Source organism: Streptomyces antimicrobicus (assembly GCF_020532625.1).
In the GTDB taxonomy this organism is placed as follows: Bacteria; Actinomycetota; Actinomycetes; order Streptomycetales; family Streptomycetaceae; genus Streptomyces; species Streptomyces antimicrobicus.
On the sequence record NZ_JAJAUY010000137.1, the window covers coordinates 1 to 16,028 of the forward strand.

Genomic DNA, 16,028 nt, shown 5'->3' on the forward strand with positions numbered 1-16,028 from the left:
CCGGCCGGGGAGCCCGCCGCCAGCGAGGACTCCAGCGCCGTCAGCGCCGCCCCGGCCCCCAGCACCACGGCCCACACCCCGGCCAATCCGCGCACCACCGGCCCCGGCCGCCCGGCGGCCACCACCAGCACGTCCAGCACGGCCGTCCCCAGCAGCGCCCAGCCCACACCCAGGGGGCCGGCGCCCGCCGCCACCGCGGCCAGCGGCAGCGGCAGCTGCGCCGCGACCACCGCCGCCGGCAGCGGCAGCCGCAGCCCGCGCAGCGCCAGCCCGTACCCGGCCCAGGCCGCCGCCAGCACCGCGGTCGCCGCCGCCGCGTACGCCGTACCGTCGACGTCCCGCAGCCCGACCGCGTACAGCGCGTACGCGTCCAGCACCGTCAGCAGCAGCCCCACGCCCGCCACCGACTCGGCCGTCGAGCCCAGCCCGCGGCGCACCAGCACCGCCGGCACCACCAGCGCCGCCGCCGTCACCAGCGACAGCACCGCGCTGCGCCCGCCGATCCCCATCGATCCCCAGCTGACCAGGGTGAAGGCCAGCGCGGCCACCCCCAGCAGCACCGCGCCCAGGGTCAGCAGCACGGCCTGCGCGCTCGGCGCCTGGGCCTCCCGGCCGGCCGCCCCGGCCGCCGGCCGCGGGCCCCACGCGGCCGGCGCCGGGGCCGTACCCGCCAGCAGCCGTACCAGCCAGTCCCGCCGCAGCAGCAACTGCGTGCGCCGCGCGTCCAGTTGCGCGAGCTCACGGTCGATCAGCACCAGCTCTTCGGCCGGTGGGAGATGCACGTCCATACCTCCGGAGTGTGGTGGCGGTCACGCGCCCGGGACATGGGTGCGGCTACTCATTCGCATACTTGAGTACGCGGTCCGGTACGCGGTCCAGACTGGGGGCATGGACTGGAGCCACTACCGCTTCCGCAGTGTGTGGGACATACCCGCCGACCCCGTCCGCGTCTACGCCGCCCTGGAGCGCCCCGAGGACTACCCCCGCTGGTGGCCCCAGGTCCGCCGCGTCGAGGCCCTCGACGAGCGCACCGGCACCGCCCGGCTGCGGTCCTTCCTGCCCATCGAGCTCCACGTCACCGCCTCCGAGCGGCGGCGCGACCCCCGCGCGGGCGTCCTGGAGATCGCCCTGCGCGGCGACCTCGACGGCTGGGCCCGCTGGACGGTCACCCCGCGCCCCGGCCGCGGCACCCGCGCGCTCTACGAGCAGGAGGTCGTCGTCCGCAAGCCGCTGATGCGCCGGCTCGCCGTGCCCGGCCGGGCCGTCTTCCGGCTCAACCACGCGGTCATGATGCGTGCCGGGCGCCGCGGGCTGGCCGCCTATCTGGCCGCCCGGGCGGATGCGGTTTGAACCGAGGGCCCCGACCCCTGTATGGTTCAGTGCGTTCCCGGGCGATTAGCTCAGCGGGAGAGCACTTCGTTCACACCGAAGGGGTCACTGGTTCGATCCCAGTATCGCCCACCGGGACAGGCCGGTCCGTCGTCAGACGGACCGGCCTTCCGCATTCCGCAGCCACTCCGCATGCCGCGCCGCTCCGCATTCCGCGGCCACACCGCCGCAACCGCTTCGCCGCACCCGCCGGCGCCGCCCCGCTACGCCGCCGCTGCCGGCAGCTCCGGGCGCAGGGGCCAGTGCGGATCCACCGCCTCCTCCGAGCCGTTCCGCGCGAACCACGCCTGGAGCCCGCGCGCCTGCGCCGCGTGCCACACGGCCTGGAGCGTGTGCAGCTCCGCCGGGGTCAGCCGCTCCAGCCGCCCCGCGAACCGCCTGCCCACCGCCCGCACCACCTCCATCGAGGCCAGCGCGTCGGCCGCCGCGTCGTGCGCCTCCGCCAGCTCTATCCCGTAGTGCGCGCACAGGTCCGTCAGCGTGCGCCGGCCCTTGCGGTACCGGTCCAGGTGCTTGTCCAGGACCCGCGGGTCCAGCACCGTCAGCGGCCTGTTGTCCAGGTACTTGCCCAGCGACGACGCCCGGTGCCGGCGCAACTCCCGGTCCAGCAGCGTCAGGTCGAACGGCGCGTTCATCACCACCACCGGACGGTTGGCCATCTGCTGCTCGGCGAGCGCCCGGGCTATCTCCTCCACCACCGGCGCCGGCCACCGCCCGTGCCGCTGGAGGTGCTCGTCCGTCAGGCCGTGCACCTCCGTGGCGCCTTGCGGCACCGGGATCCCGGGATTGACCAGCCAGCGCGTCGTGCGGACCCGCCCGCCCGCGCACTCCTGGACCACGAGCGCGGCGGACACGATCCGGTCCTGCTCGACGTCCACCCCGGTGGTTTCCGTGTCGAATGCGGCCAGCGGCCCCTCGTACCAGCGCGACATGGCAACTCCTCGTCCCCGAACGGCAGATGGCTACCCCCGCGGCCAGCCGCGCTGCACCTGCCCGCAACCGTGATACCCGCCCCGTTCGCCCCGTACGCCGTTTGGGGACGGCCGGGTCCGGAGACAACTCCCGTGGGGGACCGTACAGGTGAGCGGCCGTCACCCTCCGGCCGCCGGACGGCACCCCCCGTCGGCCTGGAAGGCACGGGGAGCCATGGCCCTGACCCGACCCGAACCGGGCGAGGTGCTGCGCGGCAGCCTCGCCGTCACCGCATGCATGGAGACCCTCCAGGTGGGATACCTGCACGCCGTCGCCGCCGCGGCGGGCTGCTCCCTGTCCCAGCCCTTTCCGGACAACGGCATCGACTGGCACGTCAGCCACGGCGCGGCCACCCACGCCGTGGACGACGAGGTCACCCTCAAGGTCCAGCTGAAGGCCACCTACCAGGTGCCGGCGCGGCCGGCCGGGCCGTCGTTCGCCTTCACCCTCGACAACGAGCACCTGGTCAAGCTCGCCCGCACCCCCGTCCTGGTCCCCAAGATCCTGGTGGTGATGCTCGTCCCGCGCGACCGCGCCGCCTGGATCAGCGCCGGGCACGACCAGCTCGACCTGCGGCACTGCTGCTACTGGACCAATCTGGCCGGTCACCCGGTGACCGGCCGGCGCCGGACCACCGTACGGATCCCGACCTCGCGGATCTTCGACGACCGGGCGCTCTGCGAGATCATGACCCGGGTCGGGTCGGGAGGGACACCCTGATGCACTGGCCGCCGCACGGACGACCGCAGATCCCCGGACTCCGGCCCGGGCCCGGCACCGCCGACACCGACCCGTACGGGCCCGCCGACCTGTACGGGCCCGCCGACCCGTACGGGCCCGACGCCGGCCCCGCCGTGCCCGACCCCGCCCGGGTCGACCCCGCCGTCCTCGGCGCGCTGCTGCACCGGTACGGCTGGCAGCGCCGCGGCGGACCGGCCGGACGCTACGGCCGCTGGACCCCGCCCGGCCGGCCCGGCACCAGCGTGCTGGTGCCCGAGACCCGGGCCTTCCCCGACTGCGCCGACCTCCTGGAGGAGGCCCTCACCGCCCTCGCCCGCAGCGGACTGCCCTCCGCCCGCCAGGTGCTCCTCGGGCTGCGGGTGCCCAGCGACGAGGTCCGCTGGACCCGCGAGATCCCCGAGGGCCGGCCCTACGGCCCGCCCGTCGACGCCGTCTGGACCGCCCAGGAACAGCTGCGCTCCGCCGCCCGCAAGCTCCTGCTCGCCGCGGCCCTCGCCGACCGGGCCCTGGTCGGCTACCACGGCGCCCGCCACCGCGGCTCCGCCGAACGGGCCCTGGACGGTGTCCTCGTGGGCCCCGCCCCCGACGCCGGCCGGCTCACCGCCCACGTGCCCGTCGACGGCGGCCGCGGCACCGTGATCCGGCTCCACCACGCCCTGCACGCCGCCCGCGAGGCCGTCGACTACCGGCGCGCCACCGGCGGCATGGAGGCCTTCGACGCCGCCGTCGCGGCCGGTGTCAGCCGAGAGTTCGCCGACGCCCTGATCGCCCTGGTGCGCGGCTCGGGCGGAGCCCGGATCGAGCTGGCCTGGTCACCGGCCGCCGGTGTCCCCGCCGGCTGCGCCGCCCGACCCGAACCGGTCGAGTTCACCCCCGGCGACCTGTCCGTCCTGCGCGACGCGGCCGCCCGCTACACCCGCGACGAACCCGCCGTCCCGGTCCGGGTCACCGGCACCGTGGTCCGCATGCGCCGCTCGGCCGCCGGCGGCGGGGGCACGGTCCGGCTCCGCGTCCTGTCCGGCGCCGAGGTCCCCCACGTCCGGGCCGCCCTCGACGAGGAGGCGTACCGGGTCGCGGGCCAGGCCCACCTCGTCGGCCTGCCGGTCGCCGTCAGCGGCCGCCTCCAGCGCCGCGGCGGTTTCCGCCGCCTGACCGACGCCACCGACGTGACCCCGGTCGTCCTGGACGACGTCGAACGCGACCGCCTGATGAAGACCCTGCGGGAGAACTACGAGGGCGACGACGACTCCACCGGGCCGCGGTAGCGGTGCCGGTAGAGGTCCCGCAGCAGGGCGATCTCCGCGCCGTGGTGCAGCACCTCCTGGTTCACCCACCAGACCGTCCGCAGGAACGGGTCCTGCGGATCACTGCCGTAGGGGTAGGCGCTGTGGCCGACGGTGTCCAGCGCCGCGTCGTCCGCGGCCACCAGCGCCGCCCGCCACGCCGCCGCGGCCGCCGTGAAGGCGGCGACCGCGCCGGCCGCGTCACCCGGGACGACGACGTCGTCACGGGTCAGTGAGCGGCTGCCGGCGGTGTGGTCGGCGCGCAGCGTCAGCAGCTCCGTCAGATGGCTCAGCCGCCACGCCAGCGTCGTGAACGGCGGCGGCACCGGGTGCGGCGCCGGCGTCGCGTCCCGCCCGAAGTCCCCGGCGCCCGTCAGCACGGTGGCCCGCGGCCCCGGCCCGGCGGCGCGCGGGCGCACCGACCAGCACCCGGGCACCGGCTCCCACAGGTACTCGGCGTCCGTCAGCGCGGTCTCCGGCACCGGCGAGCCGTTCCCGCTGTCCCGCAGTCCCGCCGCGAGCCGGTCCAGCAGCCGGCGGGTGGCGAAGTCGAACTGCGCCAGCAGCGGCAGCAGGCGGGGCGGTACCGGGTGGTGGGTGAACGACGCCATGCGCAGGCCGGGGACGGGGGAGAAGTCCGGGCCGCGGACGAAGCCCAGGCGCTCGTAGAGGGTGACCGCCGGGGTGTTCGCCGCGCCGGTCGTGACCGTCACCGGGCGGCCGGCGAGCACCTCGTCCAGCGCGTGCCGCACCAGCAGGGAGGCGACGCCCCGGCGGAACCAGCCGGGATCCACGCACAGCCGGTCGATGCCCGCCGCCCCGCCGTCCCCGTCGTCCTCCCAGGCCAGGAAGCCGGCGACCGCGCCGTCGGGGGCGAGCGCGCCCAGCCAGTTCAGGGGCCTCGCCCGCAGCTCGGCGAGGCTCTCGCGCAGCGCCGGGATCCCGTCGAAGCCGATCAGGCCCGCCTCCACGGCGTAGGCGGCGCGGCCGATCCGGTGGACGGCGGCGGCGGTGGCGTCGTCGGCCAGGTCCAGCGGACGAAGCAGCAGGTCGGACAAGAGCGGGCCCCCTTCGGTCGACCGCCACGCTAACCAAGGGCGCGATCCCGGGCGACCCCATAATCCGTCCCTCAAACCGTTTCGCGGGGCGCCCCCCGGGCTCGGTACGATTCACACGCGCGCAGTGACCGCTGCCGCACCCCTTTCAGGCAGGAGAGACCGGTGTCAGACGTCCGTGTGATCATCCAACGCGATTCCGAGCGGGAAGAGCGCGTGGTGACCACGGGCACCACTGCGGCGGACCTCTTCGGCGGCGAGCGCTCCGTGATCGCCGCCCGCGTCGGCGGCGAGCTCAAGGACCTCTCCTACGCCGTCCAGGACGGCGAGACCGTCGAGCCGGTGGAGATCTCCTCCGAGGACGGCCTGAACATCCTGCGCCACTCCACCGCCCACGTCATGGCCCAGGCCGTGCAGGAGCTCTTCCCCGAGGCCAAGCTGGGCATCGGCCCGCCGGTCCGGGACGGCTTCTACTACGACTTCGACGTGGCGAAGCCCTTCACCCCCGATGACCTCAAGGCCATCGAGAAGAAGATGCAGGAGATCCAGAAGCGCGGCCAGCGCTTCGAGCGCCGCGTCGTCTCCGACGAGGCCGCCCGCGAGGAGCTCGCCGACGAGCCGTACAAGCTGGAGCTCATCGGCATCAAGGGCTCCGCCTCCACCGACGACGGCGCGAACGTCGAGGTCGGCGCGGGCGAGCTGACCATCTACGACAACCTGGACGCCAAGACCGGCGAGCTGTGCTGGAAGGACCTCTGCCGCGGTCCGCACCTGCCCTCGACCCGCCACATCCCGGCGTTCAAGCTCATGCGCAACGCCGCCGCCTACTGGCGCGGCAGCGAGAAGAACCCGATGCTCCAGCGCATCTACGGCACCGCCTGGCCGTCGAAGGACGAGCTGAAGGCCCACCTGGACTTCCTCGCCGAGGCCGAGAAGCGCGACCACCGCAAGCTGGGCAACGAGCTGGACCTGTTCTCCATCCCGGACGAGATCGGCTCCGGCCTCGCGGTCTTCCACCCGCGCGGCGGCATCATCCGCCGGGTCATGGAGGACTACTCGCGCCGCCGGCACGAGGAGGAGGGCTACGAGTTCGTCTACTCGCCGCACGCCACCAAGGGCGCGCTCTTCGAGAAGAGCGGCCACCTGGACTGGTACGCGGAGGGCATGTACCCCCCCATGCAGCTCGACGGTGGTACCGACTACTACCTCAAGCCCATGAACTGCCCGATGCACAACCTGATCTTCGACGCGCGCGGGCGCTCCTACCGGGAGCTGCCGCTGCGCCTGTTCGAGTTCGGCACCGTGTACCGGTACGAGAAGTCGGGCGTCGTCCACGGCCTGACCCGTGCGCGCGGCTTCACCCAGGACGACGCGCACATCTACTGCACCCGTGAGCAGATGGCCGACGAGCTCGACCGCACCCTCACCTTCGTGCTCGGCCTGCTGCGCGACTACGGTCTGACCGACTTCTACCTGGAGCTGTCCACCAAGGACCCGGAGAAGTACGTCGGCTCGGACGAGGTCTGGGAGGAGGCCACCGCGGTCCTCCAGCAGGTGGCCGAGAAGCAGGGCCTCCCGCTGACCCCCGACCCGGGCGGCGCGGCCTTCTACGGCCCGAAGATCTCGGTGCAGGCGCGCGACGCCATCGGCCGCACCTGGCAGATGTCGACCGTGCAGCTGGACTTCAACCTGCCCGAGCGCTTCGACCTGGAGTACACCGGCCCCGACGGTTCCCGTCAGCGCCCGGTCATGATCCACCGCGCGCTGTTCGGCTCCATCGAGCGGTTCTTCGCGGTGCTGCTGGAGCACTACGCCGGCGCCATGCCGCCGTGGCTGGCCCCGGTCCAGGCCGTCGGCATCCCGATCGGTGACGCGCACGTCGAGTACCTGCAGGAGTTCGCCGCCGAGGCGAAGAAGAAGGGGCTGCGGGTCGAGGTGGACGCCTCCTCCGACCGGATGCAGAAGAAGATCCGCAACCACCAGAAGCTCAAGGTCCCGTTCATGATCATCGTCGGTGACGAGGACATGGCCGCGGGCACCGTCTCCTTCCGCTACCGCGACGGCTCGCAGGAGAACGGCATCCCCCGTGACCAGGCGTTGGCGAAGCTCGTCGATGTGGTGGAGCGCCGGGTCCAGGTCTGACCTGTCCCCGCGCAAGCGGGGTTGAGCCCGTCGTCGAGGACCGCGTCCAGGTCTGAGCCCGAGCCGACCAGGCCCCCGGGAGGTTCACCTCCCGGGGGCCTCGTCGTCCCCCTCGCGGCCGAAGACGTCCAGGAGCCACGACGCGAAGGAGCCGGTCACCGCGCCCAGCAGGGCCAGGCCGCAGGCCATCAGGGCCGCCGCGATCACCCGGCCCAGGGGGGTCACCGGGGCCACGTCCCCGTAGCCGACCGTGGTCAGCGTCGCGCACGCCCACCACACCGCGTCCCCGAAGGTGCGGATCGACGCCCCGGCCGCCCCGCGCTCCTGCTGGTAGACGGCCAGGGCCCCGGCGAAGCCCAGCAGCGCGGCGGACAGGCCGGCGTACGTGATCACCCGGGCGTGCAGGCTCAGCCGGGGCTGGTCGTGGCGGCGCCGGACGGCCGCGTAGACCTTGACCACCCGCAGCGGCCTGAGCAGGGGCAGGACGAGCACCACGGTGTCGAGCCAGTGGCGGCGGACGAAGCGCAGCGGGCGCAGGCGGCTCAGCCGCAGCCGGACGGCGTAGTCCAGGACGAAGCAGGCCCAGGTCACGGCGACGGCGAGCAGCCCCACGTCCCGCCAGGGCCCCTGGGTGCCGTCGGCCAGGACCAGGACCGCGTAACCGGCGAGGAAGAGCAGGGACGCCGCGAGCAGGGGCAGCTCGGTGCGGTCCTCCCAGCGCTGCAGTCGGGAGTGCGCGGTGTCGTGCATCGGGCCAGCATCCCGCCCGCGGCGGTGATCTCCGCCCTGGCGACACGCGGACGGAGGGGCAGGTCATATCCTGCATGGCATGACGACTCAGCCGGAGCAGCAGAACGGCGTTGGGACGCAGGACGCGTTCCAGCGGCTGTGGACCCCCCACCGGATGGCCTACATCCAGGGCGAGAACAAGCCGAGCGGCCCGGAGGCCGGCGACGGCTGCCCGTTCTGCGGGATTCCGGAGATGTCCGACCAGGACGGGCTGGTCGTGGCGCGCGGCAAGCACGTCTACGCCGTGCTGAACCTGTACCCGTACAACGGCGGCCACCTGATGGTGGTCCCGTACCGGCACGTGGCCGACTACACCGAGCTGGACGACAACGAGACGGCCGAGCTCGCCGACCTGACCAAGCGGGCCATGGTCGCCCTGCGCAAGGCCTCGGGCGCCCACGGCTTCAACATCGGCATGAACCAGGGCGCGGCGGCCGGGGCCGGGATCGCCGCGCACCTGCACCAGCACATCGTGCCCCGCTGGGGCGGGGACACGAACTTCATGCCGGTCGTCGGCCACACCAAGGTGCTGCCCCAGCTGCTGGCCGACACCCGGCAGATGCTGGCCGACGCCTGGCCGCTCTAGGCGTCGTAGACGTCCGCCTTGCGCGGGCTGGGGTCCTGGATCAAACCGCTGACCACGGACGAGCGGCCGGTGAACTTCTCGGTGTCGACGCCGTTCTGCTCCAGGACCCCGATGGCGGCGGCGTGCACCACGCGCAGCACGGGCGTGGCCACCCGCATCACGTCGTCGGCCATGAAGCGGTGCCGCCACATCGAGTCGGCCCACACGTGCCGGACCCCGAACGGCTCGGGCAGGACGAGCTTGCCGCCGAGCCAGTTCAGCAGCGGGGGGTACCAGGTCAGGGGGGCGCGCACCATCTGGCGCACGACCTCCTCGGTGTTGCAGACGGGCAGGACCCGCTCGGTGGTCTCCCAGAACCGGAAGGTCTTGGGCACCTCGATCTTGTCCGCCTCGGGCTTGCTGGTGAACAGGCCGTTGACCGGGCCGAGGGCGTGCCCGGTGACCTCCACGCGCAGGGTCTTGTGCAGCACGGTCACGGTGATCAGCATCGTGATCACGAGCTGGCCGTCCCACAGGGGCCACTGGATGCCGAGGTAGTGCCGGTTTCCGGCGCCGAACTGCTGGTCGTTGCAGATCCGGGTGATCTCGTGCGGTTTGACCTGGAAGTCGTGGACGCCGTCGCCGGTGGGCCGGGCGACCTCCCCGGCCTTCTCGCCGACCGGGGTGACGATCCAGTGCTTGACGTCGGGGGCGGGGAGCCCGCCGGTGTGCAGCGGGCCGCGGTTGATCTGGCCCAGCTGGTCGTGGATGGCGCGGATGACGTCCCAGCTGCGGAAGGGGTGGATCTCGGTGAGGCCCTCGCGGGGTTCGAGGTCCTCGGCCATCTGCCAGCTGCCCCAGCGGGTGCCCATGCCGAGGATGCCCTTGGGGCCGGCGTAGAAGACCGAGTTGCTGCGGTCCTCTGCGGTGAGCTTGGCCAGCTGGTGGCGCAGCTCCTCGGCCGCCTTGTCGCCGGGGTTGCCGGGGACGGCCTCGGGGATCTTGGCGGGGACGCCGCCGCCGGAGAGCAGCGCCTCCCAGCGGGAGCGCAGGTCGGCGGTGGTGTTCTCGCAGATCCGGCGGGACAGGAACCAGCCGACGGCCGGTGCGACGATCATGCCGCGCAGGTAGTACGCCCAGAAGCCGGTGTAGGGCAGCCGGAACATCGCCACCAGGGCGATGAGCGCGATGCCGACGAGGACGGCGGTGCCCAGCCACGAGGACCGCTTGTCGTCGCTGCCGGAGACGGTCTTGCGCAGCTGGAACAGCCCCAGCCACAGCAGCATGCCGGGCAGGAACACGATCCCGCACAGGAAGGTGATGACCATCAGCTTGCGGTCGCGTTCCTTGCGGATGCGGCTCGCGGCGAGGCAGTGCTCGACGACGGTCTGCGGGTCGGCGCCGAAGGCCTGGATGAGGGGTTTGCGGGCGGCGCCCAGCAGCCGGGTCTCGATCGCGTGGCTGTAGGCCTCGCCGAGACTGGGGGTGAAGAGGGAGAGTTTGCCCGCCTTGACGGTGGACTTGTGGTACTCGTTGTCGGCGCTGAGGATCTTGTCGAGTTTGGTGTCCTTGCACCCGTCGCGATAGGCGACGGAGGCGAGCGCGTTGGTCGCCACGGTTCCCGCGCCGCCACCTTGGACCGGGATCTGCGCCCCCGGACTGAAGTCGAACCCGTCGTCCGCCATCTGGCCCCCACCTGGTGTGCTCCGTGCTGACCCCGCCCATGGTCATGGGACAGGGAAATGCCGCCCACCGCAAGCGGCTCGGGTGGGCGGCCGCACCCTACGCTATGACAACTAGGTTCCCTTCTCCGCCTGTTCGCGAATCTTGTCCGCGAGCTGGGGCGGCATGGGTTCGTGCCGCAGGTACGTCCGGTCGAAGCGGCCGGTGCCGTGCGAGACCGAGCGGAGCTGGACGGCGTAGCGGTCGATCTCGATCTCGGGGATCTCGGCGCGCACCAACGTGCGTCCGCCGGGGGCCGGTTCGGTGCCGACCACGCGTCCGCGGCGGCCGGCGAGGTCGCTCATGACGGGCCCGACATGGGCGTCGGGGACCAGGACGCTCAACTCCGCGACGGGCTCCAGGAGATGGATCCGCGCCTCGGCGGCGGCTTCGCGCAGGGCCAGCGCCCCGGCGGTCTGGAAGGCGGCGTCGGAGGAGTCCACCGAGTGGGCCTTGCCGTCGACGAGGGTCACGCGCACGTCGACCAGGGGGTGGCCGGCGGCGACGCCCTTGGCGGCCTGCGCGCGCACGCCCTTCTCGACGGACGGGATGAACGCGCGGGGGACCGCCCCGCCGACGACCTTGTCCACGAACTCGATGCCGCTGCCCGCCGGCAGGGGCTCGACCTCGATCTCGCAGATGGCGTACTGGCCGTGGCCGCCGGACTGCTTGACGTGCCGCCCGCGTCCGGTGGCCTTGGCGCCGAAGGTCTCGCGGAGGCTGACCTTGTGGGGGACGGGGTCGACCTGGACGCCGTAGCGGGTGCGCAGGCGTTCGAGGGCGACGTCCTGGTGGGCCTCGCCGAGGCACCACAGGACGACCTGGTGGGTGTGCGGGTTCTGTTCCAGCCGCAGGGTGGGGTCCTCGGCGACGAGCCGGCCCAGTGCCTGGCTGAGCTTGTCCTCGTCGGCCTTGCTGTGCGCCTCGATGGCGAGGGGCAGCAGCGGGTCGGGCATGTCCCACGGCTCCATGAGGAGCGGTTTCTCCTTGGCGGAGAGGGTGTCACCGGTCTCGGCGCGGGTCAGCCGGGCGACGCAGGCGATGTCGCCGGCGATGGCCTGCGGCAGCGAACGCTGCTGCTTGCCGAAGGGGGCGGTGAGGCTGCCGACGCGTTCGTCGGCCTCGTGCAGTTCGTGGCTCTCGTGGTGGTCGAGGCCGTGGCCGCAGACGTGCACGGTGTCGTCGGGGCGCAGGGTGCCCGAGAACACCCGGATCAGGGAGACCCGGCCGACGTAGGGGTCGGAGGAGGTCTTGACGATCTCGGCGACGAGCGGGCCGTCGGGATCGCAGCTGATCCCGGGGCGGGGGCTGCCGTCGGGGGCCGTGACGGCGGGGGCGGGCCGCTCCAGGGGGGTGGGGAACCCGCCGGTGATCAGTTCGAGGAGTTCCACGGTGCCCAGGCCCTGGCGGGCGCCCTCGGGGGCGGGGGCGGCCATCAGGACGGGGTGGAAGGTGCCGCGGGCGACGGCCCGCTCCAGGTCGTCCACGAGGGTCTTGAGGTCGATGTCCTCACCGCCGAGGTAGCGGTCCATGAGGGTCTCGTCCTCGCTCTCGGCGATGATCCCCTCGATCAGCCGGGCGCGGGCACCCACGATGAGGTCGAGCTCGGAGGGGTCGGGGTCGCGTTCGACGCGGGCGCCGGAGGAGTAGTCGTAGACCCGCTGCGAGAGCAGGCCCATCAGTCCGGTGACCGGGGCGTGGCCGTCGCCGCCGGGGGCTCCGTACAGGGGGAGGTACAGCGGCAGGACCGCGTCGGGGTCGTCGCCGCCGAAGAGCTCACCGCACACGGAGGTCATCTGTGCGTAGTCGGCGCGCGATGCCTCCAGATGGGTGACGACGATGGCCCGCGGCATGCCGACGGCGGCGCACTCGTCCCAGACCATGCGGGTGGGTCCGGCGAGTCCGTCGGGGCCCTCGGCGGCCGAGACGACGAAGAGGGCCGCGTCCGCGGCGCGCAGACCGGCCCTGAGTTCCCCGACGAAGTCGGCGTATCCGGGGGTGTCCAGGAGGTTGATCTTGATCCCGCCCCATTCGACCGGGACGAGGGAGAGCTGCACCGAGCGCTGCTGGCGGTGCTCGGTCTCCTCGTAGTCGGAGAGGGTGGCGCCGTCCTCGACCCGGCCGGCCCGGTTCACGGCGCCGGACGTGAGGGCCAGGGCCTCGACCAGCGTGGTCTTGCCCGCTCCGCTGTGGCCGACCAGCACCACGTTCCGGATGGAGGTGGGCCGGTCGGCCGTCAGTGCCCTGCCGGCGGCTCCGGGTTGCTGTGCCTTGTCACCCATGATGCTCGTGCCTCCCGTTCGTGGTGCGGAGGATGAGGTTCTACGAGCTTTGCACCGGTGCCACACGCCGTCCATACGGCGTACCGCCGGACGCGGCCCACCGGCCACCTCGGCGCCGCGCCCCCGTCCGGAGGGTGCGCGGCCGGACTCGGCCGGGGTGCTGGCTACGATGGGCCAGCCGGCGGCCGACGGGGCCGCCCGGCCCAGCGACCCTCCGGGAAGGCCATGCTGAACAAGTACGCGCGTGCATTCTTCACGCGTGTCCTCACACCGTTCGCCGCGTTTCTGCTCCGCCGGGGGGTGAGCCCGGACGCGGTCACCCTCATCGGCACCGCCGGAGTGGTGGCGGGCGCGCTGGTGTTCTTCCCGCGCGGTGAGTTCTTCTGGGGCACGATCACCATCACGCTGTTCGTCTTCTCCGACCTGGTCGACGGGAACATGGCCCGGCAGGCGGGGGTCTCCAGCCGCTGGGGCGCGTTCTTGGACTCCACGCTGGACCGGGTGGCGGACGCGGCGATCTTCGGCGGTCTGGCGCTGTGGTACGCCGGCCGGGGCGACGACGACGTGCTGTGCGCGGTGACGATCTTCTGCCTGGCCAGCGGCCAGGTGGTGTCGTACACCAAGGCGCGCGGCGAGTCGATCGGGCTGCCGGTGGCCGTCAACGGCCTGGTGGAACGGGCCGAGCGGCTGGTGCTCTCGCTGACCGCGGCCGGGCTGTCGGGCCTGCAGGTCTTCGGTGTGCCGTCGTGGATCGGCGTGGTGCTGCCGGTCGCGCTGTGGGTGGTCGCGGTGGGTTCGCTGGTGACGCTGGTCCAGCGGGTGGTGACCGTACGGCGCGAGGCGGCGGAGGCCGACGCGGCCGACGCCTCCTCGGGAAGCGGTGCGCACTGATGGCGGGGCTCAAGGACCGGCTCACGGACGGGCTGTACGGACTGGGCTGGGCCGGGGTGAAGAAGCTGCCGGAGCCGGCCGCGGCCGCGCTCGGCCGCAGGATCGCGGACTACGCCTGGAAGCGGCGCGGCGCGAGCGTGCTGCGGCTGGAGTCGAACCTCGCCCGGGTGGTGCCGGACGCCGGACCGGAGCGGCTGCGGGAGCTGTCGCGGGCCGGGATGCGCTCGTACATGCGCTACTGGATGGAGTCCTTCCGGCTGCCGACGGTGGACCCGAAACGGTTCGCCGACGAGGTGATGATCGAGGACGCGCACCATCTGACCGACGGGATCGCCGCCGGCCGCGGGGTGATCGTCGCCCTGCCGCACCTGGCGAACTGGGACCTGGCCGGCGCCTGGGTCACCTCCCACCTGGGGGTGCCGTTCACGACGGTCGCCGAGCGGCTGAAGCCGGAGAGCCTGTTCGACCGGTTCGTCGCCTACCGGGAGAGCCTGGGCATGGAGGTGCTGCCGCACACCGGTGGCGCGGCGTTCGGGGTGCTGGCACGCCGGCTGCGGGCGGGCGGGCTGATCTGCCTGGTCGCCGACCGCGACCTGTCGTCGTCGGGCGTCGAGGTGGACTTCTTCGGTTCGGCGGCGCGGATGCCGGCCGGGCCGGCGCTGCTGGCGCAGCAGACCGGGGCGCTGCTGCTGCCGGCCACCCTCTGGTACGGGGACGCGCCCGTGATGCACGGGCGGATCCACCCGCCGGTGCGGGTGCCGGAGAGCGGGACACGGCAGGAGAAGACCGCGGCGATGACGCAGGCCGTCGCCGACGTCTTCGCCGCGGGGATCGCCGAGCACCCGCAGGACTGGCACATGCTGCAGCGGCTGTGGTCGGCGGACCTGGAACCGCGGTCGGCGGAGCCGGCGCGGGAGCAGCAGGCACAGCCACAGGCGCAGGAGCCGGGGCAGGAGCAGGCGCAGCAGCCGGCGCCGCGCCGGGCGGAGCGGTCCGAGGGGCGGTCGGCGTGAGGATCGGCATCGTCTGCCCCTACTCGTGGGACGTCCCCGGCGGGGTCCAGTTCCACATCCGCGACCTCGCCGAGCACCTGATCGGGCTCGGCCACGAGGTGTCCGTCCTGGCCCCGGCCGACGACGACACCCCCCTGCCGCCGTACGTGATCTCGGCCGGCCGCGCCGTCCCGGTGCCGTACAACGGCTCGGTCGCCCGGCTGAACTTCGGCTTCCTGTCCGCCGCGCGGGTGCGGCGCTGGCTGCACGAGGGCACCTTCGACGTCATCCACATCCACGAGCCGGCGTCGCCGTCGCTGGGGCTGCTGTCCTGCTGGGCGGCGCAGGGCCCCATCGTGGCGACGTTCCACACCTCGAACCCCCGCTCCCGCGCGATGATCGCGGCGTACCCGATCCTCCAGCCGGCGCTGGAGAAGATCAGCGCCCGGATCGCGGTGAGCGAGTACGCGCGGCGCACCCTGGTGGAGCACCTGGGCGGGGACGCGGTGGTCATCCCCAACGGCGTGGACGTGGACTTCTTCGCCCGTGCCGAGCCCGATCCGCGCTGGTCGGGGCGGACCTTGGGCTTCATCGGCCGCATCGACGAGCCCCGCAAGGGCCTGCCGGTCCTGATGGCGGCCTTCCCGAGGATCGTGGAAGCCTGCCCGGACGTACGGCTCCTGGTCGCGGGCCGGGGCGACGAGGAGGAGGCCGTGGCCGGCCTGCCCGCCGAGCTCCGCTCCAAGGTGGAGTTCCTCGGCATGGTCTCGGACGAGGACAAGGCCCGCCTGCTGCGCAGCGTGGACGTGTACGTGGCCCCCAACACCGGGGGTGAGAGCTTCGGGATCATCCTGGTCGAGGCCCTGTCGGCGGGCGCCGCGGTCCTGGCCTCGGACCTGGACGCGTTCGCCCAGGTGCTGGACCACGGCGGGGCCGGCGATCTGTTCGCCAACGAGGACCCCCGGGCGCTGGCCGCGGCCGCGGTGGCGCTGCTCCAGGACCCCGACCGGCGCGCCCGGCTCAGTGCCGCCGGCTCGGCCCATGTGCGCCGCTTCGACTGGTCGACGGTCGGCGCGGACATCCTGGCCGTCTACGAGACGGTGACGGACGGCGCCTCGGCGGTCGCCGAGGACGACCGCACGGGCCTGCGCGCCCGGCTGGGCCTGGGCCGCGCGTAGCCCGGGCCGCACGTGGCCTCGGGCCGC

13 protein-coding genes, 1 tRNA gene and 2 pseudogenes are annotated in these 16,028 nt (G+C 73.4%); 9 read left to right on the plus strand and 7 right to left on the minus strand.

The window, feature by feature from the left end:
* Positions 1–788: pseudogene (locus LG632_RS24955) on the minus strand (SCO7613 C-terminal domain-containing membrane protein); the annotation flags it as partial.
* Between the two features lie 100 nt (positions 789–888).
* On the opposite strand from LG632_RS24955, the gene LG632_RS24960 reads away from it, so the two are divergent.
* Positions 889–1,350, plus strand: coding sequence for an SRPBCC family protein (locus tag LG632_RS24960; RefSeq protein ID WP_226729801.1), 462 nt, complete (start codon positions 889–891; stop codon positions 1,348–1,350).
* 39 nt (positions 1,351–1,389) lie between these two features.
* Positions 1,390–1,461 (plus strand) — tRNA-Val (locus tag LG632_RS24965).
* Between the two features lie 131 nt (positions 1,462–1,592).
* Here LG632_RS24965 and LG632_RS24970 read toward each other — a convergent pair.
* A complete protein-coding gene (locus LG632_RS24970) occupies positions 1,593–2,321 on the minus strand; it encodes a 3'-5' exonuclease (protein WP_226729802.1) in 729 nt (242 codons plus the stop codon).
* Between the two features lie 214 nt (positions 2,322–2,535).
* Between LG632_RS24970 and LG632_RS24975 the strand changes: the two genes are divergently transcribed.
* Both LG632_RS24975 and LG632_RS24980 read left to right on the plus strand, forming a co-directional pair.
* The gene (locus tag LG632_RS24975; RefSeq protein WP_226729803.1) at positions 2,536–3,081 is read left to right on the plus strand and encodes a DUF4365 domain-containing protein; all 546 of its coding nucleotides are present in this window, start codon (positions 2,536–2,538) and stop codon (positions 3,079–3,081) included.
* Positions 3,081–4,367, plus strand: coding sequence for a hypothetical protein (locus LG632_RS24980; protein ID WP_226729813.1), 1,287 nt, complete (start codon positions 3,081–3,083; stop codon positions 4,365–4,367). Before LG632_RS24975 ends, LG632_RS24980 begins: the two co-directional genes overlap by 1 nt.
* On the opposite strand, the gene LG632_RS24985 is transcribed toward LG632_RS24980, so the two are convergent.
* Positions 4,331–4,996, minus strand: a complete 666-nt coding sequence (locus LG632_RS24985; RefSeq protein ID WP_226729812.1) for a DinB family protein — start codon at positions 4,994–4,996, stop codon at positions 4,331–4,333. The two genes, LG632_RS24980 and LG632_RS24985, sit on opposite strands and share 37 nt — an antisense overlap.
* 45 nt (positions 4,997–5,041) lie before the next feature.
* Positions 5,042–5,356: pseudogene (locus LG632_RS24990) on the minus strand (GNAT family N-acetyltransferase); the annotation flags it as partial.
* Positions 5,357–5,605: 249 nt separating this feature from the next.
* Between LG632_RS24990 and thrS the strand changes: the two are divergent.
* Positions 5,606–7,582 (plus strand): threonine--tRNA ligase, encoded by a 1,977-nt coding sequence (gene thrS / locus LG632_RS24995; RefSeq protein ID WP_226729804.1) that lies wholly within the window; start codon positions 5,606–5,608, stop codon positions 7,580–7,582.
* 84 nt (positions 7,583–7,666) lie between these two features.
* On the opposite strand, the gene LG632_RS25000 is transcribed toward thrS, so the two are convergent.
* Positions 7,667–8,332 carry a potassium channel family protein gene (locus LG632_RS25000; protein ID WP_226729805.1) on the minus strand — a complete coding sequence of 222 codons (666 nt, stop codon included), beginning with the start codon at positions 8,330–8,332 and terminating at the stop codon, positions 7,667–7,669.
* Between the two features lie 67 nt (positions 8,333–8,399).
* Between LG632_RS25000 and LG632_RS25005 the strand changes: the two genes are divergently transcribed.
* Positions 8,400–8,957, plus strand: coding sequence for an HIT family protein (locus LG632_RS25005; protein ID WP_308109127.1), 558 nt, complete (start codon positions 8,400–8,402; stop codon positions 8,955–8,957).
* Here LG632_RS25005 and LG632_RS25010 read toward each other — a convergent pair.
* Both LG632_RS25010 and LG632_RS25015 read right to left on the minus strand, forming a co-directional pair.
* Entirely contained in the window at positions 8,954–10,621 is a 1,668-nt protein-coding gene (locus LG632_RS25010; protein ID WP_226729807.1) for an AbeC-like domain-containing protein, read from the minus strand. The two genes, LG632_RS25005 and LG632_RS25010, sit on opposite strands and share 4 nt — an antisense overlap.
* Before the next feature lie 111 nt (positions 10,622–10,732).
* Positions 10,733–12,940 (minus strand): elongation factor G-like protein EF-G2, encoded by a 2,208-nt coding sequence (locus tag LG632_RS25015; RefSeq protein WP_226729808.1) that lies wholly within the window; start codon positions 12,938–12,940, stop codon positions 10,733–10,735.
* Positions 12,941–13,165: 225 nt separating this feature from the next.
* Between LG632_RS25015 and pgsA the strand changes: the two genes are divergently transcribed.
* From pgsA to LG632_RS25030, 3 genes are read left to right on the plus strand one after another with little or no spacing between them, the layout of a single operon-like run.
* Complete coding sequence (gene pgsA, locus LG632_RS25020) at positions 13,166–13,831, plus strand: phosphatidylinositol phosphate synthase (protein WP_226729809.1); 666 nt, start codon at positions 13,166–13,168, stop codon at positions 13,829–13,831.
* Positions 13,831–14,844, plus strand: a complete 1,014-nt coding sequence (locus LG632_RS25025) for a phosphatidylinositol mannoside acyltransferase (protein WP_226729810.1) — start codon at positions 13,831–13,833, stop codon at positions 14,842–14,844. Before pgsA ends, LG632_RS25025 begins: the two co-directional genes overlap by 1 nt.
* Positions 14,841–16,001 carry a glycosyltransferase family 4 protein gene (locus LG632_RS25030; protein WP_226729811.1) on the plus strand — a complete coding sequence of 387 codons (1,161 nt, stop codon included), beginning with the start codon at positions 14,841–14,843 and terminating at the stop codon, positions 15,999–16,001. The genes LG632_RS25025 and LG632_RS25030 overlap by 4 nt, the downstream gene beginning before the upstream one ends.
* Positions 16,002–16,028 lie beyond the last annotated feature (27 nt).